Source organism: Mesorhizobium sp. CU3, assembly GCF_006442965.1.
GTDB lineage: Bacteria > Pseudomonadota > Alphaproteobacteria > Rhizobiales > Rhizobiaceae > Mesorhizobium.
Map to the genome: position 1 here is coordinate 231,303 of NZ_VFWX01000001.1, position 20,822 is coordinate 252,124.

Consider the following 20,822-nt stretch of genomic DNA (forward strand, 5'->3'; position numbering starts at 1 on the left):
TCACGGCGCGCCCGTTTCGATCTAACTGTTCAGGTCGATCAGGCGGCGTCTTCCTCGCCGTCTGCCTTCTTCTCGCGCACGATTTCCTTGCCGGTCGCCTGGTCGACGACCTTCATCGACAGGCGGACCTTGCCGCGCTCGTCGAAGCCCATCAGCTTGACCCAGACCTTGTCGCCTTCCTTGACGACGTCCGAGGTCTTGGCAACGCGCTCATTGGCGAGCTGCGAGATGTGGACGAGACCGTCGCGAGGGCCGAAGAAGTTGACGAAAGCGCCGAAGTCGGCGGTCTTGACGACGGTGCCTTCGTAGATCTCGCCGACTTCCGGCTCGGCGACGATGGTGTGGATCCACTTCTTGGCCGCCTCGATCTCCTTGGCGTTCGCAGAAGCGATCTTGACCGTGCCGTCGTCCTCGATGTTGATCTTGGCACCGGTCTTCTCGACGATCTCGCGGATCACCTTGCCGCCGGAGCCGATGACGTCGCGGATCTTGTCGGTCGGGATGTGCATGACCTCGATGCGCGGCGCGAACTCGCCAAGCTCGGCGCGGGCGCCGGAGATGGCATGCGCCATTTCGCCGAGGATGTGCAGGCGGCCGTCCTTGGCCTGGGCGAGCGCAATGCCCATGATCTCCTCGGTGATGCCATCGATCTTGATGTCCATCTGCAGCGAGGTGATGCCGTTGGCGGTGCCGGCGACCTTGAAGTCCATGTCGCCGAGATGGTCCTCGTCACCGAGGATGTCGGAGAGCACCGCGAAGCGCTCGCCTTCCTTGATGAGGCCCATGGCGATGCCGGCGACGGGCTTCGCCAGCGGCACGCCGGCATCCATCAGCGCCAGTGAGGTGCCGCAGACGGTCGCCATCGAGGACGAACCGTTGGATTCGGTGATCTCGGAGACGATGCGCAGCGTGTAGGGGAACTGGTCCGCCGAAGGCAGCATCGGATGGATGGCGCGCCAGGCCAGCTTGCCGTGGCCGATCTCGCGGCGGCCCGGCGAGCCCATGCGGCCGGTCTCGCCGACCGAGTAGGGCGGGAAGTTGTAGTGGAGAAGGAACTTCTCCTTGTACATGCCGGTCAGCGAATCGACATACTGCTCGTCCTCGCCGGTGCCGAGCGTGGCGACGACCAGCGCCTGGGTCTCGCCGCGGGTGAACAGCGCCGAACCATGGGTGCGCGGCAGGACGCCGACCTCGGAGACGATCTTGCGGACGGTCTTGAGGTCACGGCCGTCGATGCGCGAGCTGGTGTCGAGGATGTTCCAGCGCACGACCTTGGCCTGGAGCTCCTTGAACACGGAGCCGATCTGCTCGGAGGTGTACTTGGCTTCCTCGCCCTCGGCCGGAGCGAACGCGGCCTTGACCTTGGCCTTGACGGCGTCGACGGCTGCATAACGCTTCTGCTTGTCGACGTTCTTGTAGGCCTCGCGAAGCTCGTCGCCGACGATCTTGAGCATCTCGCCTTCGAGCGCGGAATAGTCCGGCGCGGTGAAGTCGCGCGGCTCCTTGGCGGCAACCTCGGCCAGCTTGATGATGGCGTCGATCACCGGCTGGAAGCTCTTGTGGCCGAACACGACGGCGCCGAGCATCAGGTCCTCGGAGAGTTCCTTGGCTTCGGATTCGACCATCAGCACGGCGTCGGCGGTACCAGCGACGACGAGGTCGAGCTTGGATTCCTGCATCTCGTCGATATGCGGGTTGAGCACATATTCGCCGTTGATGTAGCCGACGCGAGCGCCGCCGATCGGGCCCATGAACGGCACGCCAGACAGCGTCAGGGCGGCGGAGGTGGCGACGATCGACAGGATGTCCGGATCGTTCTCCAGGTCATGCTGGACAACGGTGACGACGATCTGGGTGTCGTTCTTGTAGCCGTCGGCGAAGAGCGGACGGATCGGGCGGTCGATCAGGCGGGAAACCAGCGTTTCCTTCTCGCTCGGACGGCCCTCGCGCTTGAAATAACCGCCCGGGATCTTGCCGGCGGCATAGGTCTTTTCCTGGTAGTTGACGGTCAGCGGGAAGAAATCGAGGCCGGGCTTCGGCTCCTTCATCGAAACGACGGTGGCGAGCACCACGGTCTCGCCATAGGTGGCGAGCACGGCGCCGTCAGCCTGGCGCGCAATCTTGCCGGTCTCGAGGATGAGCGGACGGCCGCCCCATTCGATTTCCACTTTGTGATGATTGAACATATCTTGTCCTTCATATGCGGAAAGGGCCGCGCCGTCTTGACGGTCACGGGTCACCCCTTCCCTGGCTTCCTTCGGGCAGCCACGGGCAAGACAACGGGAAGCTCGATAGTCCGGCATATCGCCGAGCGAGCATCCTGCAATCCTGCCCCATGACCGTCCATGGGCGGTTCCGAATGGCCCTCTGCTCGTCCGGAACCGGTTGGCCGACTTGTCGTCCGGCCTTTGCGCGCATGACGCCGAAAACCGTTGTTTCCGGAACGCGTCCCGCGCGAATGCAAATTCCAGCATTTTCGCAGCGGACCCTTCCGATGCGCCAATGCGCGACCGGCGGGCTCCTTTGGAGAGCCCGCCGGTCAATTCGTCAGCGACGCAGGCCGAGCTTGTCGATCAGCGTCTGGTAGCGCGCATCATCCTTGCGCTTGAGATAGTCAAGCAGGCTGCGGCGCTGGGAGACCAGAGCAAGCAGGCCACGGCGGGAATGGTTATCCTTCTTGTGGTCCTTGAAGTGCTCGGTCAGGTTCTTGATGCGCTCGGAAAGGATGGCAACCTGGACTTCCGGGGAACCGGTGTCGCCCTTGGCGGTTGCGAATTCAGTCATCAATTCCTTCTTGCGATCGGCAGTGATCGACATCGTGCTTTTCCTTATCTGTTGGAGGAAACGGGACGCCCACAGCCGGGATGTCGTCCAGCAGGGGCCAGTGCAAGCAACGCGTCAGGGCGCGAAGCTGCGGCGCATATAGGGCAATTCCGGGAAAAACACCAGCCCAATTGTCAAGCCGGCTTGTCGCAGGCTCCGGTTGCGCAATCGGAATAGTTCAAGCGCTACAGCCACTTCTTCCATTTGAAGAAAGCGACCAGCCCGAGCGCGACCGCCAGCATGAACAGCAACGCCACCGGATAGCCGTAGTGGGCCTTGAGCTCCGGCATGTTCCAGGGCGAGCTTTCGGGGTCGAAATTCATGCCCCAGACGCCAACCAGGAACGTCAGCGGCATGAAGATCACCGAGACGATCGTCAGATAGGAGATGACGTCGTTGGTGCGCGCCTGGGTCAGCGACACATGCATTTCGATCAGGCCGGTCAGCATGTCGCGCTGGTTCTCCACCAGCTCGATCAGCCGCAGCGAATGGTCGAGCGTGTCGTTGAAGAAGATCTTGGTCTCGGCCTTGACGAAGGGCACGTCGTTGCGGATCAGCGTCGCCAACGCATCGCGCATCGGCCACAGCACGCCCTTCAGCACGCCGGCGTCGCGCCGCAACTCATGCAGCTGCCGCATCTGGTGCTTGTGCGGCATGCTGAGCATCTGGTCCTCGATGCCGTCGACCTGTTCGCTCGCCGCCTCGATCGGCGGAAAGTAGCTGTCGACGATGGCGTCGATCAGCGCGTAGGCGAGATAATCGGAGCCGCGCGAGCGCAGCCGGTTGGGCATGGCGCCGGCGATGCGCTTGCGCACCGGATCGAACGGATCGCCTTCGCGTTCCTGAAAAGTGACGACGAAATTCCCTCCGAAAAACAGCGATATCTGCTCGTAGCGATGCGCGGTGACATCGTCGATCATGCGCATGACGACAAAGGCATGATCCTCGAAGAAATCCACCTTCGGCCGCTGCCCGGTATTGACGACATCCTCCAGCGCCAGCGGATGCAGGTTGAAGATGCGGCCGATCTCCTCGATCAGCGGGATGTTGGCGAGGCCTGTGCAATCCAGCCAGACGACCGGCCATTTCTCGCAGTGGGTGTTGAGATCGTCGATCGAGGCGTTGTCGATGGTCTTGAATTTCTCCGGCGCGATCAGCGTCAGCCGGAGTTCGCTACGCCGTGCCGCCGGGTCGGCGATGAGCGTGCCGGGCGATGCGCCTACCGGCGGCCGCCGCATCCTGAGCGGTCCCCGCGTCTTGTCTGTATCAGCCTTTGCCATGATTTCCGCCGACAACGAATCCCTCGGGCGCAAACAAGCCTAGCCTAGCGCCGTTACCCGACAAAGACCCGCTTGGGCTTGAACATGCCCTGCTCGATGGCGCCGATGGCGACGAGCTTGCCGCGCGCGGTGGCGCAGGCTTCCTCCGCCTCGACCGGCGCGTCGCGGCCGCGGATGATAACCGGATTGCCGAGCCGGATCTTGGTCGCGGCATCGTCGCTGACGGCGACCTGCGGCAGGCAGTCGAGCGCGACGGCGGTTTCAACCAGGAGGTCGTCTATGGCGCTGAAGTCGATCGGAGCGTCCGTTTCGTCCGCGCTGTCGTCGCTCTTTTCGCCGAAGCGAGCCGCTTCCAGTTCGGCAACCGTAACGAAATCCTCCTGCGTAAACGGCTCGACCTCGACACGGCGCAACTCGGCTATGTGGCCGAAGCAGCCGAGATCGCGGCCCATATCGCGCGCCAGCGAACGCACATAGGTGCCCTTGCCGCATTCGACCTCGAAAATCGTCCTGTCGGCGCCGTGCTCGACAATGTCCAGGCGGCCGATCTCGATCTCGCGGGCCGGAATCTCGACCGTCTCGCCGTCGCGGGCGAGATCATAGGCGCGCTCGCCGGCGATCTTGATGGCCGAAAACTGAGGCGGGGTCTGCATGATGACGCCGGTGTATTTCGGCAAGAGCGCCCGTACTTCGGCTTCCGCCGGGCGACGGTCGGAACTGTTGGTCACCGGGCCTTCGAGGTCGTCGGTCGAGCGTTCCTCGCCCCAGGCGACGGTGAAGCGGTAGACCTTGGCCCCGTCTTGCACGTAAGGCACTGTCTTGGTCGCTTCGCCCAGCGCGATCGGCAACATGCCGGAAGCCAGCGGATCGAGCGTGCCGGCATGGCCGGCCTTCTCGGCCTGGAACAGCCATTTGATCTTGGAGACGGCCTCGGTCGAGCCCATGCCGACCGGCTTGTCCAGCACCACCCACCCGGAGACCGGCCGGCCTTTCTTCTTGCCGCGACGCGCCACTATCGTTCGTCCTCGTCTTTCTTGTTCTCGTCGTCGGGGTGGAGGTCGCGCGCGACCTCTGGCGACTTCAGCAACTCGTTGATCCTGGCGAAATTGTCGAAGGACGTATCGAGCCGGAAGCGGAATTCCGGCATGTATTTCATTTGTCTCAGCGCGCCGGAGACGCGGCCGCGGATGAATTTCGCGTGCTTGTTGAGCGCCTCGACCACGGCATCGGTGTCACCCGCTCCGAGCGGCGAGACGAAGGCGGTGGCGATCTTGAGGTCCGGCGACATGCGCACCTCGGAGACCGAGACGACGCTGTTTTCGATCACCGGATCGATGATCTCGCCGCGCTGCAAGGTTTCGGAAAGGGCGTGGCGCACTTGCTCGCCGACGCGCAGCATGCGCTGGGAGGGGCCTGATGTTGTCGAACGGGACATTTCTTCGGTCCTGAAATCGTGAAGCGCGGGATGGGACCGCGCCGCATGTCTCAAATGGGCAAGAGTTCAGACGGCAGCCTTCTTGGCTGCCGCCCGGATCATTTCGGCAGTATAGCCGACTTTAGAGCGTCCTGCTCACCATCTCGACGCGGAAGCACTCGATGACGTCGCCGACGCGCATGTCCTCGTAGTTCTGGAAGGCCATGCCGCATTCCTGGCCGCCCGGCACTTCGGCAACCTCGTCCTTGAAGCGCTTCAGCGTCTTCAGCGTGCCTTCATGCACCACGACGTTGTCGCGGATCAGGCGCACTCCCGCGCCACGCTCGACCTTGCCTTCGGTAACGCGGCAGCCGGCGATCTTGCCGATCTTGGAGATGTCGAAGATCTCGAGGATCTCGGCATTGCCGATGAAGGTCTCGCGCCGCTCCGGCGAAAGCATGCCGGAAAGGGCAGCCTTCACGTCGTCGACGAGGTTATAGATGATCGAGTAGTAGCGGATCTCGATGTCGGCGGCGGCCGCGGCGGTGCGCGCCTGCGCATTGGCGCGGACGTTGAAGCCGATGATCGCCGCTCCGGACGTCTCGGCGAGCGAGACATCGCTTTCGGTGATGCCGCCGGCGCCCGAATGGACGATGCGCACGCGGACCTCGTCGTTGCCGAGCTTCTCCAGCGCGGCATTGATCGCCTCGATCGAACCCTGCACGTCGCCCTTGATGACCAGCGGGAATTCCTTCAGCCCGCTCGTCTGCAACTGCGACATCATCTGCTCCAGCGAGCCGCGCTGGCCGGCATGCTTGGCCACCGCCTTCTCGCGCGCCAGGCGCTGACGGTACTCGGTGATCTCGCGGGCGCGCGCCTCGTTGTTGACGACGGCAAAGCGGTCGCCCGCCTGCGGCGTACCCTGCAGGCCGAGAACCTCGACCGGCATGGAGGGCGGCGCTTCCGGGACATGCTCGCCGCGATCGTTGACCAGCGCACGGACGCGGCCCCACTCGTTGCCGGCGACGAGGATGTCGCCCGGCATCAGCGTGCCGGTCTGCACCAGCACGGTGGCGACCGGACCGCGGCCCTTGTCCAGTTGCGCCTCGATGACCGCGCCTTCGGCGGTGCGGTCCGGGTTGGCCTTGAGGTCGAGGATTTCGGCCTGCAGCAGGATCGCTTCGAGCAGCTTGTCGAGATTGGTGCCCTTGGTCGCCGAAACCTCGACGTCCAGCACCTCGCCGCCCATCGATTCGACGAACACTTCGTGGCGCAGCAACTCGGTCCGCACCTTTTGCGGGTCGGCGTCGCGCTTGTCGATCTTGTTGATGGCCACGATGATCGGCACGCTGGCCGCCTTGGCGTGGCTGATCGATTCGATCGTCTGCGGCATGACGGCGTCGTCGGCCGCCACCACCAGCACGGCGATGTCGGTGACCTGCGCGCCACGGGCGCGCATCGCCGTGAAGGCGGCGTGGCCGGGCGTGTCGATGAAGGTGATCTTCTGACCGTTCTTCTCGATCTGATAGGCGCCGATATGCTGGGTGATGCCGCCCGCTTCGCCGGAGACGACATTGGCGTTGCGGATGGCGTCGAGCAGCGAGGTCTTGCCGTGATCGACGTGGCCCATGATGGTCACGACAGGCGGGCGCGACACCAAATCTTCCGCACGATCGGCGATGTTGAACAGGCCTTCCTCGATGTCGGACTCGGCGACGCGGCGCACCGTGTGACCGAATTCGGTGGCGACCAGCTCGGCCGTGTCGGCGTCGATGACGTCGCCCGGCTTCAGGATCTGGCCCTGCTTCATGAAGAACTTGACCACATCCACGGCGCGCTCGGACATGCGCTGCGCCAGTTCCTGGATGGTGATGGTTTCCGGCAGGATCACTTCGCGCATGACTTTCTCGCGCGGCTCATTGTGCAGCGCGCGTTTGAACTTCTCCTGGCGGCGGCGCATCGACGACAGCGAGCGTCCGCGCGCATCTTCGTCCGACAGCGCCGAATTCAGCGTCAGCTTGCCACGGCGGCGATCTTCCTCGCCCTTGGTCGGCTTGGCCGGACGCGCCACTTCGGGCGTCGCCAGGCGGCGCACCGGCGCACCGGCGCCAGCGCCACCAGGACGCCGTGGCTTGACCTCCTCCTCGTCATCGGCCGTGGCAAGCTCGGCGGCCTGCGGCGCGCGGCGGCGCGCTTCTTCCTCGGCGCGACGCCGCGATTCGGCTTCCGCCTGCAGGCGGGCTTCCTCCTCGGCCTGACGGCGCGCGGAATCCTCACGCTCGCGCTTGCGGCGTTCTTCTTCCTCGGTGCGGCGCTTGGCCTCTTCCTGGGCGCGCTGGCGATCCTCGACCTCGCGGGCCTTGGAGCCTTCGAGCGCCCTGCGGCGCGCTTCCATCTCGCCGCGCGACAATTCGTTCAGCACCATGCCGGAGCGCTCCGGCTGGGGCGGCGGCGCCTTCGGCGCTTCGCGCACGACCGGCGCGGCGGGCGCCACGGCAGCGGCGGGCTTCGGCGTGAAGACCTGCGGCGCCACCGGCTCCGGCTTGTCGCCGGGCATGGAGAACTTACGCTTCTTGATCTCGACCTGGACCTGCTTGGTGCGGCCATGCGAAAAATTCTGGCGCACGGTGCCCTGCTCGGTACCGGGGCGCTTCAGCGTCAAGGTCTTCTTCGGCGTAACGCTCAACGTCTTGTCGTCGCCCGATTTCGTATCGCTCATTCCATATCCTCTGCGGCATCATCTTCGTCAGCAACGGCCGCAAGCATTGCCAGATCGTTCGGGGTACCGCCCCGATATCGGTCGAGCGCAACAACGCGCTTCTCAACCGCCTGCCCCGCGTCCTGCGCGAGAACGGCAGCATGTATCACATTTGTACCCCCCAATGCCAAGCTCAACTCGGCCTCGGAGAAAAGTTTGTAGGCAAGGGTGGCGGGGCCGCCGAGATGGACGGTCGCGCGCCGCGCCTGACTGATCTTGCGGACGCCGTCGTCGGCCGCCTCGGTGGCGTGCAGCACGAGAAGCGCCTCGCCGTCACGCACCGCGGCCTCGACCTTGGCGGCGCCTAGAACGACGGCGCCGGCCTTGCGAGCAAGGCCGATCATGCCCAGAGCGGATCGGACAAGCAGCCCGTCGACCATGCCGCCGAGATCGGCGGGGACGGCTACCTGCGCCTTGAAGGCGCGGGCAAACAGGTTCTTCGCCGCTGCCTTGTCGATATGTAGGCGGTCGGCGGTGACCCAGCAACCACGGCCGGGCAGATTTCTCTTGATGTCCGGGACGACGGCCGAATCCGGGCCGACGACGAAGCGGATCAGCTCATCCGCTTCGGCCTGCCTGCGCGTAACGATGCAAGTGCGATCGTTCATCTCGTCCTGGGGCGGGTTGTGTGCGATGCGGTTTCACCTCACGCACCGACGGCTTCGTCAGCCGATGCTTCTTCGGCCGCAAGCTCGTCTTCGGTGATCCAGCCGGCCCTTTTGCGGGCGGCAAGCACCATTTCCTCGGCGTCGGCGCGCGAGACGCCATGGGGCGCGAGCACGCCGGGGTAAACCTTCGTCTCGCCGTCCTTGCGTTCCTTCCAGCCGGTAAGGTCGTCGGCGGCATAACCGGCGAAGTCCTCGATCGTCTTCACGCCGTCCTCGCCGAGCGTCACCATCATGGCGGTGGTGACGCCGGGGATCTCGCGCAGCTCGTCCTTGACGCCGAGCGCCTTGCGCTTCTCGTCGTGCTCGGCCTCGATCTTTTCCAGATATTCGCGGGCGCGAGTCTGGATTTCCGAAGCGGTGTCCTCGTCGAAGCCGTCGATCGAGGCGATTTCGCCGGAATCGACGTAAGCCACTTCCTCGACGCTGGTGAAGCCTTCGGAGGCGAGCACCTGGCCGACCATCTCGTCGACGTCGAGAGCTTCCATGAACAGGGCCGAGCGCTCGACGAATTCCTTCTGGCGGCGCTCGCTCTCTTCCTGCTCGGTCAGGATGTCGATGTCCCAGCCGGTGAGCTGCGAGGCAAGGCGCACGTTCTGGCCGCGGCGGCCGATGGCCAGCGACAGCTGGTCGTCGGGAACCACCACCTCGATGCGCTCGGCATCCTCGTCGAGCACCACCTTGGCGACTTCGGCCGGCTGCAGCGCGTTGACGATGAAGGAGGCGGCCGAAGGCGACCACGGGATGATGTCGATCTTCTCGCCCTGCAATTCGCCGACCACCGCCTGGACGCGGCTGCCGCGCATGCCGACGCAGGCGCCGACCGGGTCGATCGAGGAATCGCGCGAGATGACGGCGATCTTGGCGCGCGAACCCGGATCGCGGGCGACGGACTTGATCTCGATGATGCCGTCGTAGATTTCCGGCACTTCCATGGTGAAGAGCTTGGCCATGAACTGCGGATGGGTGCGCGACAGGAAGATCTGCGGGCCGCGCTGCTCGCGGCGCACGTCATAGACATAGGCGCGGACGCGGTCGCCATATTTGTAGTTCTCGCGCGGGATCAGCTCGTCGCGGCGGATGATCGCTTCGCCGCGGCCGAGATCGACGATGACGTTGCCGTATTCGACGCGCTTGACCGTGCCGTTGACGATCTCGCCGATGCGGTCTTTGTATTCGTCATACTGGCGGTCGCGCTCGGCCTCGCGCACCTTCTGCACGATGACCTGCTTGGCCGACTGAGCGGCGATGCGGCCGAAATCCATCGGCGGCAGCTGCTCGGCGATGAAGTCGCCGACCTGGGCGTCGGGATTGCGCTCGCGGGCCGTGGAAAGCGCGATCTGCGTCGCATAGTCCTCGACCCCCTCGACCACTTCCATCAGCCGCTGCAGCTTCATCTCGCCGGTATTGGGATTGATGTCGGCGCGGATGTTGGTCTCCTGGCCGTAACGCGAGCGCGCCGCCTTCTGGATCGCATCGGCCATGGCGGCAATGACGATCGACTTGTCGATCGACTTTTCACGCGCGACCGCATCGGCGATCTGCAGCAGTTCAAGCCTGTTGGCGCTTACAACCATTGTCTTTCTCCCGATTTCGCGCCGGACAGCGAGCCCGGCTACTCAATCAACTTTCCTGTTCGGTTTCGTTTTCCTCGGCGGCGTCTTCCGCTTCGCCTCGGCGTTTCTTTGCTTCCTTGCGCGCCCGGTTGTCCTTGGACAGTGCATCGCGGATCAGATCGTCGGTCAGCACCAGCCTGGCCTCGGCGATGGCGTCGTAAGGCACGCGCACCGTCGGCTCCTCGCCATAGGCCGCCTTGTCGCGCTCGATCAGGATGCCGTCGGCATCGGCCTCGGCGATCTTGCCCTTGAAGCGCTTGCGGTCGGCCACCAGCACCGCGGTTTCGAGCTTGACCAGATGGCCGGTCCAGGTGGTGAAATCCACCTTGCGCACCAGCGGCCGGTCGATGCCGGGCGACGAGACTTCGAGATGATACGCCTTTTCGATCGGATCATCGACATCGAGCGCCGGCGACACAGCGCGGCTGACCTCTTCGCAATCCTCGACGGTCATGGTGCCGTCTTCGCGCTCGGCCATGATTTGCAATGTCAGCCCGTTCTGGCCGGTCAGTTGCACCCGCACGAGGCGGAAGCCGATGGCCTTCAGCACCGGCTGCACGATCAGCGCAATGCGCGCATCGATGCCGCTTTCGCGGATGATACGGTCGTCGGCTTCGCTTGCCGCTGCAGTCATCAGATCCCTGTCGCCTTGTCGCTTCCGGCCGGCAGGTAATAAAAAAGAGCGGGACCGGGAGGACCCACTCTTCGTCATACCGACCAAGAATTTGAGGCTGATATAGACGATCCGCGACGGCGTTTCAAGCCTGGATGCAGTGTCGACCCCGAGGGCTGGTGCTCACAGCTGCCGCGGCCATTTCTGAGCCGCATGCATCACGGTGATGATCTCGATCTCGCGGCCGACGACCCGATAAGGAATAAGGTAGGGGATGTCCGCCAAAACCAGTTCCCGCGTACCTCTTATTCGCCCGACGCGGCCCATCGCCGGATGCTCGGCAAGATTGTCCGCAGCAGAAACAAGGCGGGCAACGACCCGCGCGGCCGCGGCAGGATTATCCTTTTCGATATAGGCGCCAATCTGATCGAGCCGCCGCAGGGCACGATTTGTCCAGCGGACCCGGTTCATCGTCCGAGAGATGGCCTGACGTATTTCGCTACCACGTCGGCCAGCTCTTTCTCGCTGGCAAACTTCCCTTGGTCAGCCTCGGCCAACCCGGCCTCGATCTCGGCAAGCTGCCACTCCTCCCTGGCGATATAGTCCTCGATCGCCTGAGCCGCGACATAGGAACGGGAGCGGTCTACTTTCCCGGCCAAGCGGTCAAGCTTGGCCGCCGCCTCATCGGAGAGGCGTACGGTAAAGGCGGCCATAGGGCGTCTCCATTCTGGTTCATGTTGAATGTGGTGGAACCAATCTGGTTCGTCAACCATGTGACCTTCTTCTCCTGGCGCTGCCTTGAACGACAATTGCATTGCGCAAGACGCATAGCGGCCATGTTGGCGATGGCCCTGTGAATCTTCGCATGTCACACCCACCTATGATGCGACGCAAAAGAGAAAGGACGCGCGCGGTGGCGTGCGACAAGTGATTGCAATGGACCGTGGATTGTTTTTCGTGATCGGCGACTTTTTCAGCACGTTCGGCAGCGCGGCAGCCGCGGCGCGGGCTGTCGAGGCGGGACGCAAGCCGCGCCGGAACGACTTGAAGAAGCTCGGCATCGATCCGGCCGCCTTCGACAGGATCGGCCGATTCTAGAGCGGTCTCGAACGGCGCCTTATTTCTCGGCTTCCATGAGCGACGCGGCAATTGCCGCGATCGAACGGAACAACAGAAGCGGGTCTTCCCTGGTGGGGAGAAATCCCCGCCGCTGCCAGAATTGCGCGGCTTCATCATCGATTGCATTGACCATGAGCGCGCGTCCGCCAATCAGTTCCGCAGCCTGGACGCAGCGCTGAAGCGCGTGCTTCACCAAGCCAACACCAATGCCGCGCCCGCTCCATTGGGCGTCGGTGGCAAGCTGGCCGAGCAGAAGACAGGGCACCGGATCCGGAGGTTGGCCGGTGCGGATCGACCGAGGCAGGATCGACGGCACGACAGCCGTCGGCGCTAGGCCAGAATATCCGACCACGCGGCCCGCGTCATGGACGACGAGAACGGCCGTGAAGCCCTTTTCTTGGTTGGAGAGCGCGCGGGTCTTCAGCCAGTGATCCAGCACAGGTTTGCCGCAGGAAAATCCGGAAACGTCGTGGAGCGCGGTAAGCGGTTCGGGAGCCGATAAGGCCACGGACTAGCGCTTCGCCGTGTAGCCAGGTTCCCATGGCGCACGCCGCTTTGCCAATTCCACCATGTCGGGAACCGAAGCGGCCGGGGCCGATAGAACCTCCATGAACTCCGCGAACCCTTCCGGGCTCATGCGGATAAGGCGGCTATCCATCAACACATCCTCGGCCGCGCGCACGGCGGCGTCGCGCACGAAGTCGGTCCGGGACCGGCCGCGGAGGCTGGCGGCGCGATCGATCATCGCCACGTCCGCTTCCGGCAGGCGCATCGAGATCGGGTATTCCTTGCGTTCAACCTTGGCGGCCATGATCGTCTCCTCGCCGTCAATATGGCGACTTGTAGCGCAAAATGCAATACGTGAAGCGATCCGCCCCGGTTCGACCGCACCCGCGCCCCTATTTCCGGATGAACGTCAGGTAGGCCGGCCGGCGCCCTTCGCGGATGGCCTTTGCCTCGTAGCGGGTGCCGGGCCAGCCGGCATAGGGGCGATGCCAGTCGGCGGCGTCGCGCGCCTGCCATTCGAAGCCGCCGTGGGCGCGGCAGGCAAGCAGCGTCCAGTTGACATAGCTGTCGATGTCGGAAGCAAAGCGGAACCTGCCGCCGGCTTTGAGGACGCGGGCGAAGCGGCCTAGATTGGCCGGGCCGACGAAACGCCGCTTCCAGTGCTTCTTCTTCGGCCAGGGGTCGGGATAAAGCAGGTCGATGCCGTCGAGCGAAGCCGGCGGCAGCCAGTCGAGCAGGCGCGTGGCGTCGTCGTCATAGACTTTCAGATTGGCGAGCGGCGCCTTGCTCAGCGCCGTCATCATCTTGGCCATGCCGTTGACGAAAGGCTCGACGCCGATGAAGCCGGTGGCCGGCGATTCGGCCGCGCGATGCAAGAGATGCTCGCCGCCGCCGAAGCCGATTTCGAGCTGGAGCGCCGAGACGTCCGCCTTGAACAGCGTGGCGAGCTCCGCGGGCGGCTGGGCCGTCAGATCGATCCGGTGGGCGCGCAGGCCGCTTTCGAGGGCGGCCGCCTGCTGCGGCCGGATCGTCTTGCCGTGCCGGCGGCCGAAGAAACCCTCGGTCGCGCGGCTCGGGCGATCTTTGAAGTCGGCTGGCGTCAGGCGGCGACGGCGTCCTTGAGCGCCTTGGCGAGATCGGTCTTTTCCCACGAGAAAGACCCGTCGCGGCCGGCCTTGCGGCCGAAATGGCCGTAGGACGAGGTCTTCGCGTAGATCGGCTTGTTCAAGTCGAGATGGCGACGGATGCCTGACGGCGACAGGTCCATCACCTTGCGCAGCGCCTCTTCCAGCCTCGCTTCCTCGACCTTGCCGGTGCCGTGCAGGTCGACATAGACCGACAGCGGCTGGGCAACGCCGATGGCGTAGGAGAGCTGGATGGTACAGCGGTCGGCAAGCTTGGCCGCCACGACGTTCTTGGCGAGGTAGCGCGCCGCATAGGCCGCCGAACGGTCGACCTTGGTGGTGTCCTTGCCGGAGAAAGCGCCGCCGCCATGCGGCGCGGCGCCACCATAGGTGTCGACGATGATCTTGCGGCCGGTGAGGCCGGCGTCGCCGTCCGGGCCGCCGATGACGAACTTGCCGGTCGGGTTGATATACCAGTTGCAGTCGTCGGCGATCTTCAAGTCGCCCAGCGCCTCGCGGATGTAAGGTTCGACGACCTTGCGGACCTTCTTGGAATCCCAGCTCGAATCGAGGTGCTGGGTGGAGAGCACGATCTGGGTGACTTCCGCGGCCTTGCCGTCGGCATAGCGCACAGTGACCTGGCTCTTGGCATCCGGGCCGAGCTTGCCGGCCTCGCCATCGCCTTCATGGCGCGCGGCAGCCAGCAGTTCCAGAATCTTGTGGCTGTAGTAGATCGGCGCCGGCATCAGGTCCGGCGTCTCGCGGCAGGCGTAGCCGAACATGATGCCCTGGTCGCCGGCACCTTCTTCGCCCTGGCGGTCGGCGGCGTTGTCGACGCCCTGGCCGATGTCCGGCGACTGGCCGTGCAGCAGCACGTCGATCTTGGCCGTCTTCCAGTGGAAGCCGGACTGCTCGTAGCCGATCTCGCGGATCGCCTTGCGGGCGACCGACTTGAACTTGGCCGGGTTGACGACGGGATGGCCGGACGCGTCATGCAGGATCTTGCCCGCCTTGTCCTTCTTCAAAAGCGTTTCGGGAACGCGGACCTCGCCGGCAATGACGACGCGGTTGGTGGTGGCCAGCGTCTCGCAGGCGACGCGAACCTTCCATGGGTCCATGCCCGTCTTCTTGGCTTCACGATAAACCAGATCGACTATCTCGTCCGAGATACGGTCGCAGACTTTGTCGGGATGACCCTCGGAGACGGATTCCGAGGTGAAGAGATAATTCTGCCGCGTCACGGGTGTCCCCTCTTGAAAAGATCGGCAGGCTGCCGATTTTGGCGCGCCACGTGTTAGCGGTGCCGGGCGCCGCTCGTCAAGCGGCGCGTCGGTTCTGGCATGAATGTCGACAAGATCGGCTTGTGCCACCGGCGACAGGGCGCCACCGGTGCCACAGGCGAAAAATCAATCGGCGTCGTCGGCGGCGAGCGCCTTCACCAGGTCGATGATCCTGCGCCGCACCTTGACGTCGGCTATCTTGACGAAGGCGCGGTTGAGCTGAAGTCCTTCCGGGCTGCCACAGAATTCGATGGCGAACGCCATGGAAGAATCTTCGGCAAATCCTCGATTGCCGCCGCCGGCGTCCTCGCCCGGAGCATCCTCGAAGAAGAAGGCGACGGGAACGCTCAGGATGGAGGCGATCGCCTGCAAACGGCTGGCACCGACCCTGTTCGTCCCCTTTTCATACTTCTGGATCTGCTGGAAGGTAATGCCGAGATTTTCGCCCAGCTTTTCCTGGCTCATTCCAAGCATATTACGACGCAGCCGAATGCGACTCCCGACATGGATGTCGATCGGATTCGGCTTCTTCTTGTTCTCTTCTGTCATTTTTTCCTCGCCGAATTTTTCCGGCTTTTTCTATTTTTGTTCCGCCCAAATGAAGCCGGAGCCACCTGCCCCAACAGAACCCCCAACCGACTTCGAGAAAATTTTAGGCTTTACAGTATGAGTTTCTAATGTGCCGACTGTCAATTCACCCGTAGCCGTTGCCTTACATTCAACGTGAAGGCCACCAGCGCAAACGCCAACATGATCAGCAATCCGTTAATGCGCCGCTGGCCGGCCGAGAGCAGGGCGTGGCCGGAAACCGGAACATGCGCATCGATGGCGCCACGCGCGTTGACGGCCAGCGCATCGACTATGCGCCCCCGTGAATCGACGACGGCGGAAATGCCATTGTTAGCCGCACGCAACAGAGGCATGCCATTCTCCACGGCGCGTATCTGCGCCTGCCGGAAGTGCTGGTACGGGCCCGGCGTGTCGCCAAACCAGGCGTCGTTGGTGACATTCACAATAAGGTCGGATGACGCTGCGTCAACAGCTACGAGGTCGGGAAAGATGACCTCGTAGCAGATGAACGGAACGGCGCGCAGACCGTCCGGCAGCATCAGCGGATGACGCTCGTTGCCGGCGGCAAAGTTCATCGGCCCGGCGACGAGTTGCCCGACTCCCAACCGTTCGAACAACTCGGCGAGAGGCAGATATTCACCGAACGGCACCAGATGCACCTTGTCGACGGCGTCGACGATCTCACCCTTGTCGTTGATCGCCACCACGGAATTGTAATAGCGGCTGTCGGCATTGGCGACCGCGCCACCCTCCTCGCGCACGATGCCGGCGATCAGCATCTGGCCGTCGCCGAGCATGTCGCCCAGCGCCGTCAGCGCTTCGGGACGTTCGGTGAACAGGAACGGCACCGAGGTTTCGGGCCAGACGATGAGCTGCGGCTTGGCGTGGCCCTCTTCCGGCGCCTTCCCGGACATTCCCAGCAAAGTTGCGAAGATGCGATCGCGCACGGAAGCGTCCCATTTCTCGCCGAGGTCGACTGCCGGCTGCACGATGCGAACGTCGATCGAACGCTTGGCGGGCTCGGCGGGCATGGCGAGCCGGAAATAGCCGAAGCCGACATGACCAACCACCAGGATGACGAACAGAGCGAGGCCGAGCCTGAGATGGCGCCGCGCGGCAAGAAGCGCCGGCAGCGAAAAGACGAAGACCGCGAGCGCGTTCATGCCGATCATGCCGGTCACCGACACGCTCTGCATCAGGAGCGGCACGGGCATCGCAGCGTAGCCGACGGCATTCCACGGAAAGCCGCTGAATAGGAACTCGCGCAGCCATTCGGCGAGGCCGAAACCGAAGGCAAGAGCGGCGATCCGGCCGATGTCGTTGCTCCAGAAAAGTCGTGCCGCGACGGTGGCGAAGCCGTAGAAGAAGGCGAGCGCGAAGGGAATTCCGACGACGGCGAAGGGAAGCGCCCAGGCGAACGTATCGGCCTCGACCAGAAATGCCTGGCCGATCCACCAGAGACCGGCGAGAAAATAGCCGAAACCGAACCACCAGCCGGTGGCGAAAGCCGGCTTCAGGCGTCTCAGCCAGCCGTCGGACGCTTCGCCTGTGGCGCCGTCGAGCAGCCAGACCAGGACCGGAAACGAGACGAAGCCGACGGCGAAGAAGTCGTAAGGCGCCTGGGCGAGAACGGCGAACGCGCCGGCGACAAACGCCACCAGCGCCCGCCGCCACCCCCAAAGCAGAATTATCCGGCCGGCCAAGCGCTGCATTCAGCTTCCCAAGTCGCGCGAATCAGGGAGCCCAAGATTTAACAGGCCGCGCCGCCTGCTCCAAACCCGGATGAGCGGTATCTAATTCACGGCTGCGCTATCGATGCCAGCCTTCGATGCGGAGGCCGCTTAGCCGTTCGGCCTCTTCGTTCGACACCACGCCGATAGTCTGGCTGAAGGTCCAGACATGGCCTTCCGGATCGCGGGCGCGGTATTGCCGCTCCCCGTAGAACTGATCGGCGGGCTCCTGGACGATTTCCGCGCCTGCCGCCCTCGCCTGCTCGCAATGGGCGTCGATGCCATCCTTCAGGCGGATATAGACGGCCTGGGTGTTTCTGCCGCCGATCGAGGCAGGACTGGCGATGTGATCGGCCCATTCGGAATCGACGATGATGTAGCCGTCGCCGAAGCGCATTTCGGCATGGACGAGCCGCCCGCCCGCGTCGCTGACCAGCATGCTCGGCTCGAAGCCGAAGGCCGCCTGGAGCCAAGTCAGGGCTGCGCGTGGATCCTGATAGAAGACGCCGGAACCGAGAACGGCATGCTTGAACGGATCGTCGACCGCCATCGGTCCGCGATCTCAGGCCTGCTCGGTGCGCGCGGCGCGGCGGCGCTGGCGCTCGCCCTTCTGGCTCTGCACGATGCGCACGCGCTTGACGCGGCGCGGGTCGGCGTCGAGCACGTGGAATTCGAAGCCCGGGATGGCCTGCACCACTTCGCCGCGGGCAGGCACCCGGCCCAGCGTGTTGAAGATCATGCCGCCAATGGTGTCGACATATTCGCCATGCTCGCCGGCGGCGAAATCCTCGCCGATCATCTTGGCGACCTCGTCGATCTCGGCCTTTCCGTCGACGACGAACACGCCGTCGCCGGTCTGGGTGATCATCGGCTCGTCGTCGTCATGCTCGTCCTCGATGTCGCCGACGACCATCTCGACGATGTCTTCCAGCGAGGCAAGGCCGTCGGTGCCGCCATATTCGTCGATGACCAGCGCCATCTGGGTGCGGTTGGTCTGCATGCGGCCCATCAGGTCGGAGGCGAGCATGGACGGCGGGACGAACAGCACCGGTCGGATCAGGTTGAGGTCGCCGATGGTGCGCGCAAGATCGACCTGGGCGAGATCGAGCGCCGCCAGAGCCGGGGTTGCCGGCGTCTTCGCCCTGGCGCGGCCCTTCTTGACGCGGGCGAGCTTGGTGATGTGGGCGAGCACGTCGCGGATGTGGACCATGCCGCGCGGATCGTCGAGCGTCTCGGAATAGACCGGCATGCGCGAATGGCCGGACTCCTCGAACAGGCCAAGCAGATCGCCGAGCTTGGTGTTGATCTCGACAGCCTCGATATCGGCGCGCGGCACCATCACATCCTCGACGCGCACTTCGCGCAGGCGCAGGATGTTGTTGAGCATGGCGCGTTCGCCGGGCGAGAAGGATTCCACGTCGCTCGCCGTCTCGGCCAGCGCGCCGGCGATCTCCTCGCGCAGATTGGTGCCGTTGCGGTGCCTAAACAGGCCGAGCACGCGTTCGACAAGGGAGGGGCCGGCGGCAACTGAACCGGCGACAGGGGAAGGACCGGCATGCGGCGCATCAGCGGCCGCGCTGCCGGTCGGAATACTCGGACTCGAACCCTCTTCCGACTTTTCGGAAGGCTGGGCCGCACTGCCGGCGTCCGGACGGGCGGCAGTTTCTGGTTTGTCGTTCATCGCCATCAGGTCAATTGAGCTTTTTTGTTACGCGTAGGGATCGGGAATGGCAAGCCTTGCGAGCGCCCTGCGCTCGATCGCTTCCATCTCCTCGGCCTCAGCGTCGGTCTCGTGATCATGACCCAGGAGATGTAGCAGGCCATGGATGACGAGATGGGTGATATGGTTCACAATCGGCTTGTCTTCCAGTGCCGCCTCGCGCGCCACCGTCTCGGAAGCCAGCACGATGTCGCCAAGCATCGGCGGCAGCGGATCGCCCTCGGCGAAGGAAAAAGCCGGGAAAGACAAGACGTTGGTGGGCTTGTCCTTGCCCCGCCATTCGGCATTGAGCGTGCGGATATGGGCGTCGTCGGAAAAAACGATGCTGAGCTCGGAAGCGCCGTTCACGTCGCTTTCGGCGAAAGCAGCGGCGACGGCGCCATCGACCAGACGCGCCAGCTCGGCTTCCGCCGGCCAATCGCCGGCCTCGACAAAAATATCGATATCGACCGGCGTTTGGCCGCTGAATCCTGGAATTTCAGCCATCTAGCTTTGATCAGCTTTCGGCGCCGAGGCCCCTGGAGAGCTTGCCGTCGCGGTCATAGGCCTTGACGATCTCGGCGACCAGCGGGTGGCGGACCACGTCGCCCTCGTTGAAGCGGACGGTGACGATGCCGGGCACGCCGTCGAGCACGCGCAGCGCTTCGACCAGGCCCGACTTGGTGTTGGGCGGCAGGTCGATCTGCGTCGGATCACCGGTGACGATCATGCGCGAGTTCTCGCCGAGACGGGTCAGGAACATCTTCATCTGCATCGGCGTGGTGTTCTGCGCCTCGTCGAGGATCACCGCCGCATGCGCGAGCGTACGGCCGCGCATGAAGGCCAAAGGCGCGATCTCGATCACCTCGGCGGCGATCGCGCGCTCGACCTTGTCGGCCGGCATCATGTCGTAGAGCGCGTCGTAGAGGGGCCGCAGATACGGGTCGACTTTCTCCTTCATGTCGCCGGGCAGGAAGCCCAGCCGCTCGCCGGCCTCGACGGCCGGGCGCGACAGGATGATGCGCTCGACCATGCCGCGCTCGAGCAGCATCGCCGCATGCGCCACCGCCAGATAGGTCTTGCCGGTGCCGGCGGGACCGATGCCGAACACCATCTCGGAGCGTTCCAGCGCCCGCATATAGGCGTCCTGGTTGAGCGAGCGGGCATAGATCGTCTTCTTGCGCGTCGCGATCTGCGCCGCCGAGACCTTGCCCTTGCGCTCCATGGTCGGCAGGGTCAGCTGGTCGTCGGCGGCGATCGCCATGCGGACCGCGCCGTCGACGTCCGACTGGCCGATATCGGCGCCCTTCTGCAGGATGCCGTAGAGGCTGTCCAACGCGCGGCGCGCCTGTTCTGCGGCAGTCGCCGAGCCCTTGATCGTCAGCTGGTTGCCGCGCGAGCGGATGTCGACGCCGAGCTTCTGCTCGAGCCGGGCCAGGTTCTCGTCGAACTGGCCGTAGAGCGAGCTGGCAAGCTTGTTGTTGTCGAAGGTCAGTACGATGTGCGCCATGTCGGAAGCCCCGGACGCCTGGTTCTGGGGCGGATTCTTCAGTTCAGCAGCGCTCAACCGTCTCTCCTCATCTGCCGAGGCTTGTGGCTATGCATCTCGTTGTCCCAAAACCGC

22 protein-coding genes are annotated in these 20,822 nt (G+C 64.3%); 1 reads left to right on the forward strand and 21 read right to left on the reverse strand.

What is annotated here, in order from left to right:
* Positions 1 to 38: 38 nt before the first annotated feature.
* From pnp to FJ988_RS01160, 11 genes are all read right to left on the reverse strand, one after another.
* Complete coding sequence (gene pnp / locus FJ988_RS01110; RefSeq protein ID WP_140814884.1) at positions 39 to 2,186, reverse strand: polyribonucleotide nucleotidyltransferase; 2,148 nt, start codon at positions 2,184 to 2,186, stop codon at positions 39 to 41.
* 361 nt (positions 2,187 to 2,547) lie between these two features.
* Positions 2,548 to 2,817 (reverse strand): 30S ribosomal protein S15, encoded by a 270-nt coding sequence (gene rpsO / locus FJ988_RS01115; RefSeq protein WP_027165894.1) that lies wholly within the window; start codon positions 2,815 to 2,817, stop codon positions 2,548 to 2,550.
* A 191-nt stretch (positions 2,818 to 3,008) separates the two neighbouring features.
* Entirely contained in the window at positions 3,009 to 4,103 is a 1,095-nt protein-coding gene (gene corA / locus FJ988_RS01120) for a magnesium/cobalt transporter CorA (RefSeq protein ID WP_140814886.1), read from the reverse strand.
* Positions 4,104 to 4,156: 53 nt separating this feature from the next.
* Positions 4,157 to 5,116, reverse strand: a complete 960-nt coding sequence (gene truB / locus FJ988_RS01125) for a tRNA pseudouridine(55) synthase TruB (protein WP_140814888.1) — start codon at positions 5,114 to 5,116, stop codon at positions 4,157 to 4,159.
* A complete protein-coding gene (gene rbfA, locus FJ988_RS01130; protein WP_140814889.1) occupies positions 5,116 to 5,538 on the reverse strand; it encodes a 30S ribosome-binding factor RbfA in 423 nt (140 codons plus the stop codon). Before rbfA ends, truB begins: the two co-directional genes overlap by 1 nt.
* Before the next feature lie 121 nt (positions 5,539 to 5,659).
* Complete coding sequence (gene infB / locus FJ988_RS01135; RefSeq protein ID WP_140814891.1) at positions 5,660 to 8,236, reverse strand: translation initiation factor IF-2; 2,577 nt, start codon at positions 8,234 to 8,236, stop codon at positions 5,660 to 5,662.
* Positions 8,233 to 8,883: an RNA-binding protein gene (locus FJ988_RS01140; protein WP_140814893.1), complete on the reverse strand. Its 651-nt coding sequence runs from the start codon at positions 8,881 to 8,883 to the stop codon at positions 8,233 to 8,235. Before FJ988_RS01140 ends, infB begins: the two co-directional genes overlap by 4 nt.
* 38 nt (positions 8,884 to 8,921) lie before the next feature.
* Positions 8,922 to 10,517 (reverse strand): transcription termination factor NusA, encoded by a 1,596-nt coding sequence (gene nusA / locus FJ988_RS01145; RefSeq protein WP_140814894.1) that lies wholly within the window; start codon positions 10,515 to 10,517, stop codon positions 8,922 to 8,924.
* A gap of 46 nt (positions 10,518 to 10,563) precedes the next feature.
* Complete coding sequence (gene rimP / locus FJ988_RS01150; protein ID WP_140814896.1) at positions 10,564 to 11,190, reverse strand: ribosome maturation factor RimP; 627 nt, start codon at positions 11,188 to 11,190, stop codon at positions 10,564 to 10,566.
* Between the two features lie 162 nt (positions 11,191 to 11,352).
* The gene (locus FJ988_RS01155; RefSeq protein ID WP_140814898.1) at positions 11,353 to 11,640 is read right to left on the reverse strand and encodes a type II toxin-antitoxin system RelE/ParE family toxin; all 288 of its coding nucleotides are present in this window, start codon (positions 11,638 to 11,640) and stop codon (positions 11,353 to 11,355) included.
* Positions 11,637 to 11,882, reverse strand: coding sequence for a CopG family ribbon-helix-helix protein (locus tag FJ988_RS01160; RefSeq protein WP_140814900.1), 246 nt, complete (start codon positions 11,880 to 11,882; stop codon positions 11,637 to 11,639). Before FJ988_RS01160 ends, FJ988_RS01155 begins: the two co-directional genes overlap by 4 nt.
* A gap of 244 nt (positions 11,883 to 12,126) precedes the next feature.
* Between FJ988_RS01160 and FJ988_RS30720 the strand changes: the two genes are divergently transcribed.
* A complete protein-coding gene (locus FJ988_RS30720; protein ID WP_181183408.1) occupies positions 12,127 to 12,267 on the forward strand; it encodes a hypothetical protein in 141 nt (46 codons plus the stop codon).
* A gap of 19 nt (positions 12,268 to 12,286) precedes the next feature.
* Here the strand turns inward: FJ988_RS30720 and FJ988_RS01165 are convergent, their stop codons facing one another.
* The 10 genes from FJ988_RS01165 to FJ988_RS01210 form a co-directional block, all read right to left on the reverse strand.
* A complete protein-coding gene (locus FJ988_RS01165) occupies positions 12,287 to 12,796 on the reverse strand; it encodes a GNAT family N-acetyltransferase (protein WP_140814901.1) in 510 nt (169 codons plus the stop codon).
* Between the two features lie 3 nt (positions 12,797 to 12,799).
* On the reverse strand, positions 12,800 to 13,099 hold the full coding sequence (locus FJ988_RS01170) for a DUF1778 domain-containing protein (RefSeq protein WP_140814903.1): 300 nt from the start codon (positions 13,097 to 13,099) through the stop codon (positions 12,800 to 12,802).
* A gap of 88 nt (positions 13,100 to 13,187) precedes the next feature.
* Positions 13,188 to 13,898: a tRNA (guanosine(46)-N(7))-methyltransferase TrmB gene (locus tag FJ988_RS01175; protein ID WP_140815327.1), complete on the reverse strand. Its 711-nt coding sequence runs from the start codon at positions 13,896 to 13,898 to the stop codon at positions 13,188 to 13,190.
* A complete protein-coding gene (metK, locus tag FJ988_RS01180) occupies positions 13,895 to 15,160 on the reverse strand; it encodes a methionine adenosyltransferase (protein ID WP_140814904.1) in 1,266 nt (421 codons plus the stop codon). Before metK ends, FJ988_RS01175 begins: the two co-directional genes overlap by 4 nt.
* A gap of 165 nt (positions 15,161 to 15,325) precedes the next feature.
* A complete protein-coding gene (locus FJ988_RS01185) occupies positions 15,326 to 15,748 on the reverse strand; it encodes a helix-turn-helix domain-containing protein (protein ID WP_140814906.1) in 423 nt (140 codons plus the stop codon).
* 140 nt (positions 15,749 to 15,888) lie between these two features.
* A complete protein-coding gene (gene lnt, locus FJ988_RS01190) occupies positions 15,889 to 17,481 on the reverse strand; it encodes an apolipoprotein N-acyltransferase (RefSeq protein WP_140814908.1) in 1,593 nt (530 codons plus the stop codon).
* A 97-nt stretch (positions 17,482 to 17,578) separates the two neighbouring features.
* Positions 17,579 to 18,049, reverse strand: coding sequence for a VOC family protein (locus FJ988_RS01195; protein WP_140814910.1), 471 nt, complete (start codon positions 18,047 to 18,049; stop codon positions 17,579 to 17,581).
* A 12-nt stretch (positions 18,050 to 18,061) separates the two neighbouring features.
* Positions 18,062 to 19,180 (reverse strand): hemolysin family protein, encoded by a 1,119-nt coding sequence (locus FJ988_RS01200; protein ID WP_140814912.1) that lies wholly within the window; start codon positions 19,178 to 19,180, stop codon positions 18,062 to 18,064.
* A gap of 27 nt (positions 19,181 to 19,207) precedes the next feature.
* Positions 19,208 to 19,705: an rRNA maturation RNase YbeY gene (gene ybeY, locus FJ988_RS01205; RefSeq protein ID WP_140814914.1), complete on the reverse strand. Its 498-nt coding sequence runs from the start codon at positions 19,703 to 19,705 to the stop codon at positions 19,208 to 19,210.
* Positions 19,706 to 19,715: 10 nt separating this feature from the next.
* A complete protein-coding gene (locus FJ988_RS01210; protein WP_246688418.1) occupies positions 19,716 to 20,708 on the reverse strand; it encodes a PhoH family protein in 993 nt (330 codons plus the stop codon).
* Positions 20,709 to 20,822 lie beyond the last annotated feature (114 nt).

Coding starts and splice junctions, on each gene's coding strand:
- ybeY (WP_140814914.1), bottom strand. CDS start 19,705: ATGGCTGAAATTCCAGGATTCAGCGGCCAAACGCCGGTCGATATCGAT.
- FJ988_RS01160 (WP_140814900.1), bottom strand. CDS start 11,882: ATGGCCGCCTTTACCGTACGCCTCTCCGATGAGGCGGCGGCCAAGCTT.
- FJ988_RS01140 (WP_140814893.1), bottom strand. CDS start 8,883: ATGAACGATCGCACTTGCATCGTTACGCGCAGGCAGGCCGAAGCGGAT.
- FJ988_RS01155 (WP_140814898.1), bottom strand. CDS start 11,640: ATGAACCGGGTCCGCTGGACAAATCGTGCCCTGCGGCGGCTCGATCAG.
- FJ988_RS01170 (WP_140814903.1), bottom strand. CDS start 13,099: ATGGCCGCCAAGGTTGAACGCAAGGAATACCCGATCTCGATGCGCCTG.
- FJ988_RS01200 (WP_140814912.1), bottom strand. CDS start 19,180: ATGAACGACAAACCAGAAACTGCCGCCCGTCCGGACGCCGGCAGTGCG.
- FJ988_RS01210 (WP_246688418.1), bottom strand. CDS start 20,708: ATGGCGCACATCGTACTGACCTTCGACAACAACAAGCTTGCCAGCTCG.
- lnt (WP_140814908.1), bottom strand. CDS start 17,481: ATGCAGCGCTTGGCCGGCCGGATAATTCTGCTTTGGGGGTGGCGGCGG.
- rbfA (WP_140814889.1), bottom strand. CDS start 5,538: ATGTCCCGTTCGACAACATCAGGCCCCTCCCAGCGCATGCTGCGCGTC.
- rpsO (WP_027165894.1), bottom strand. CDS start 2,817: ATGTCGATCACTGCCGATCGCAAGAAGGAATTGATGACTGAATTCGCA.
- nusA (WP_140814894.1), bottom strand. CDS start 10,517: ATGGTTGTAAGCGCCAACAGGCTTGAACTGCTGCAGATCGCCGATGCG.
- FJ988_RS01195 (WP_140814910.1), bottom strand. CDS start 18,049: ATGGCGGTCGACGATCCGTTCAAGCATGCCGTTCTCGGTTCCGGCGTC.
- pnp (WP_140814884.1), bottom strand. CDS start 2,186: ATGTTCAATCATCACAAAGTGGAAATCGAATGGGGCGGCCGTCCGCTC.
- infB (WP_140814891.1), bottom strand. CDS start 8,236: ATGAGCGATACGAAATCGGGCGACGACAAGACGTTGAGCGTTACGCCG.
- rimP (WP_140814896.1), bottom strand. CDS start 11,190: ATGACTGCAGCGGCAAGCGAAGCCGACGACCGTATCATCCGCGAAAGC.
- FJ988_RS01185 (WP_140814906.1), bottom strand. CDS start 15,748: ATGACAGAAGAGAACAAGAAGAAGCCGAATCCGATCGACATCCATGTC.
- corA (WP_140814886.1), bottom strand. CDS start 4,103: ATGGCAAAGGCTGATACAGACAAGACGCGGGGACCGCTCAGGATGCGG.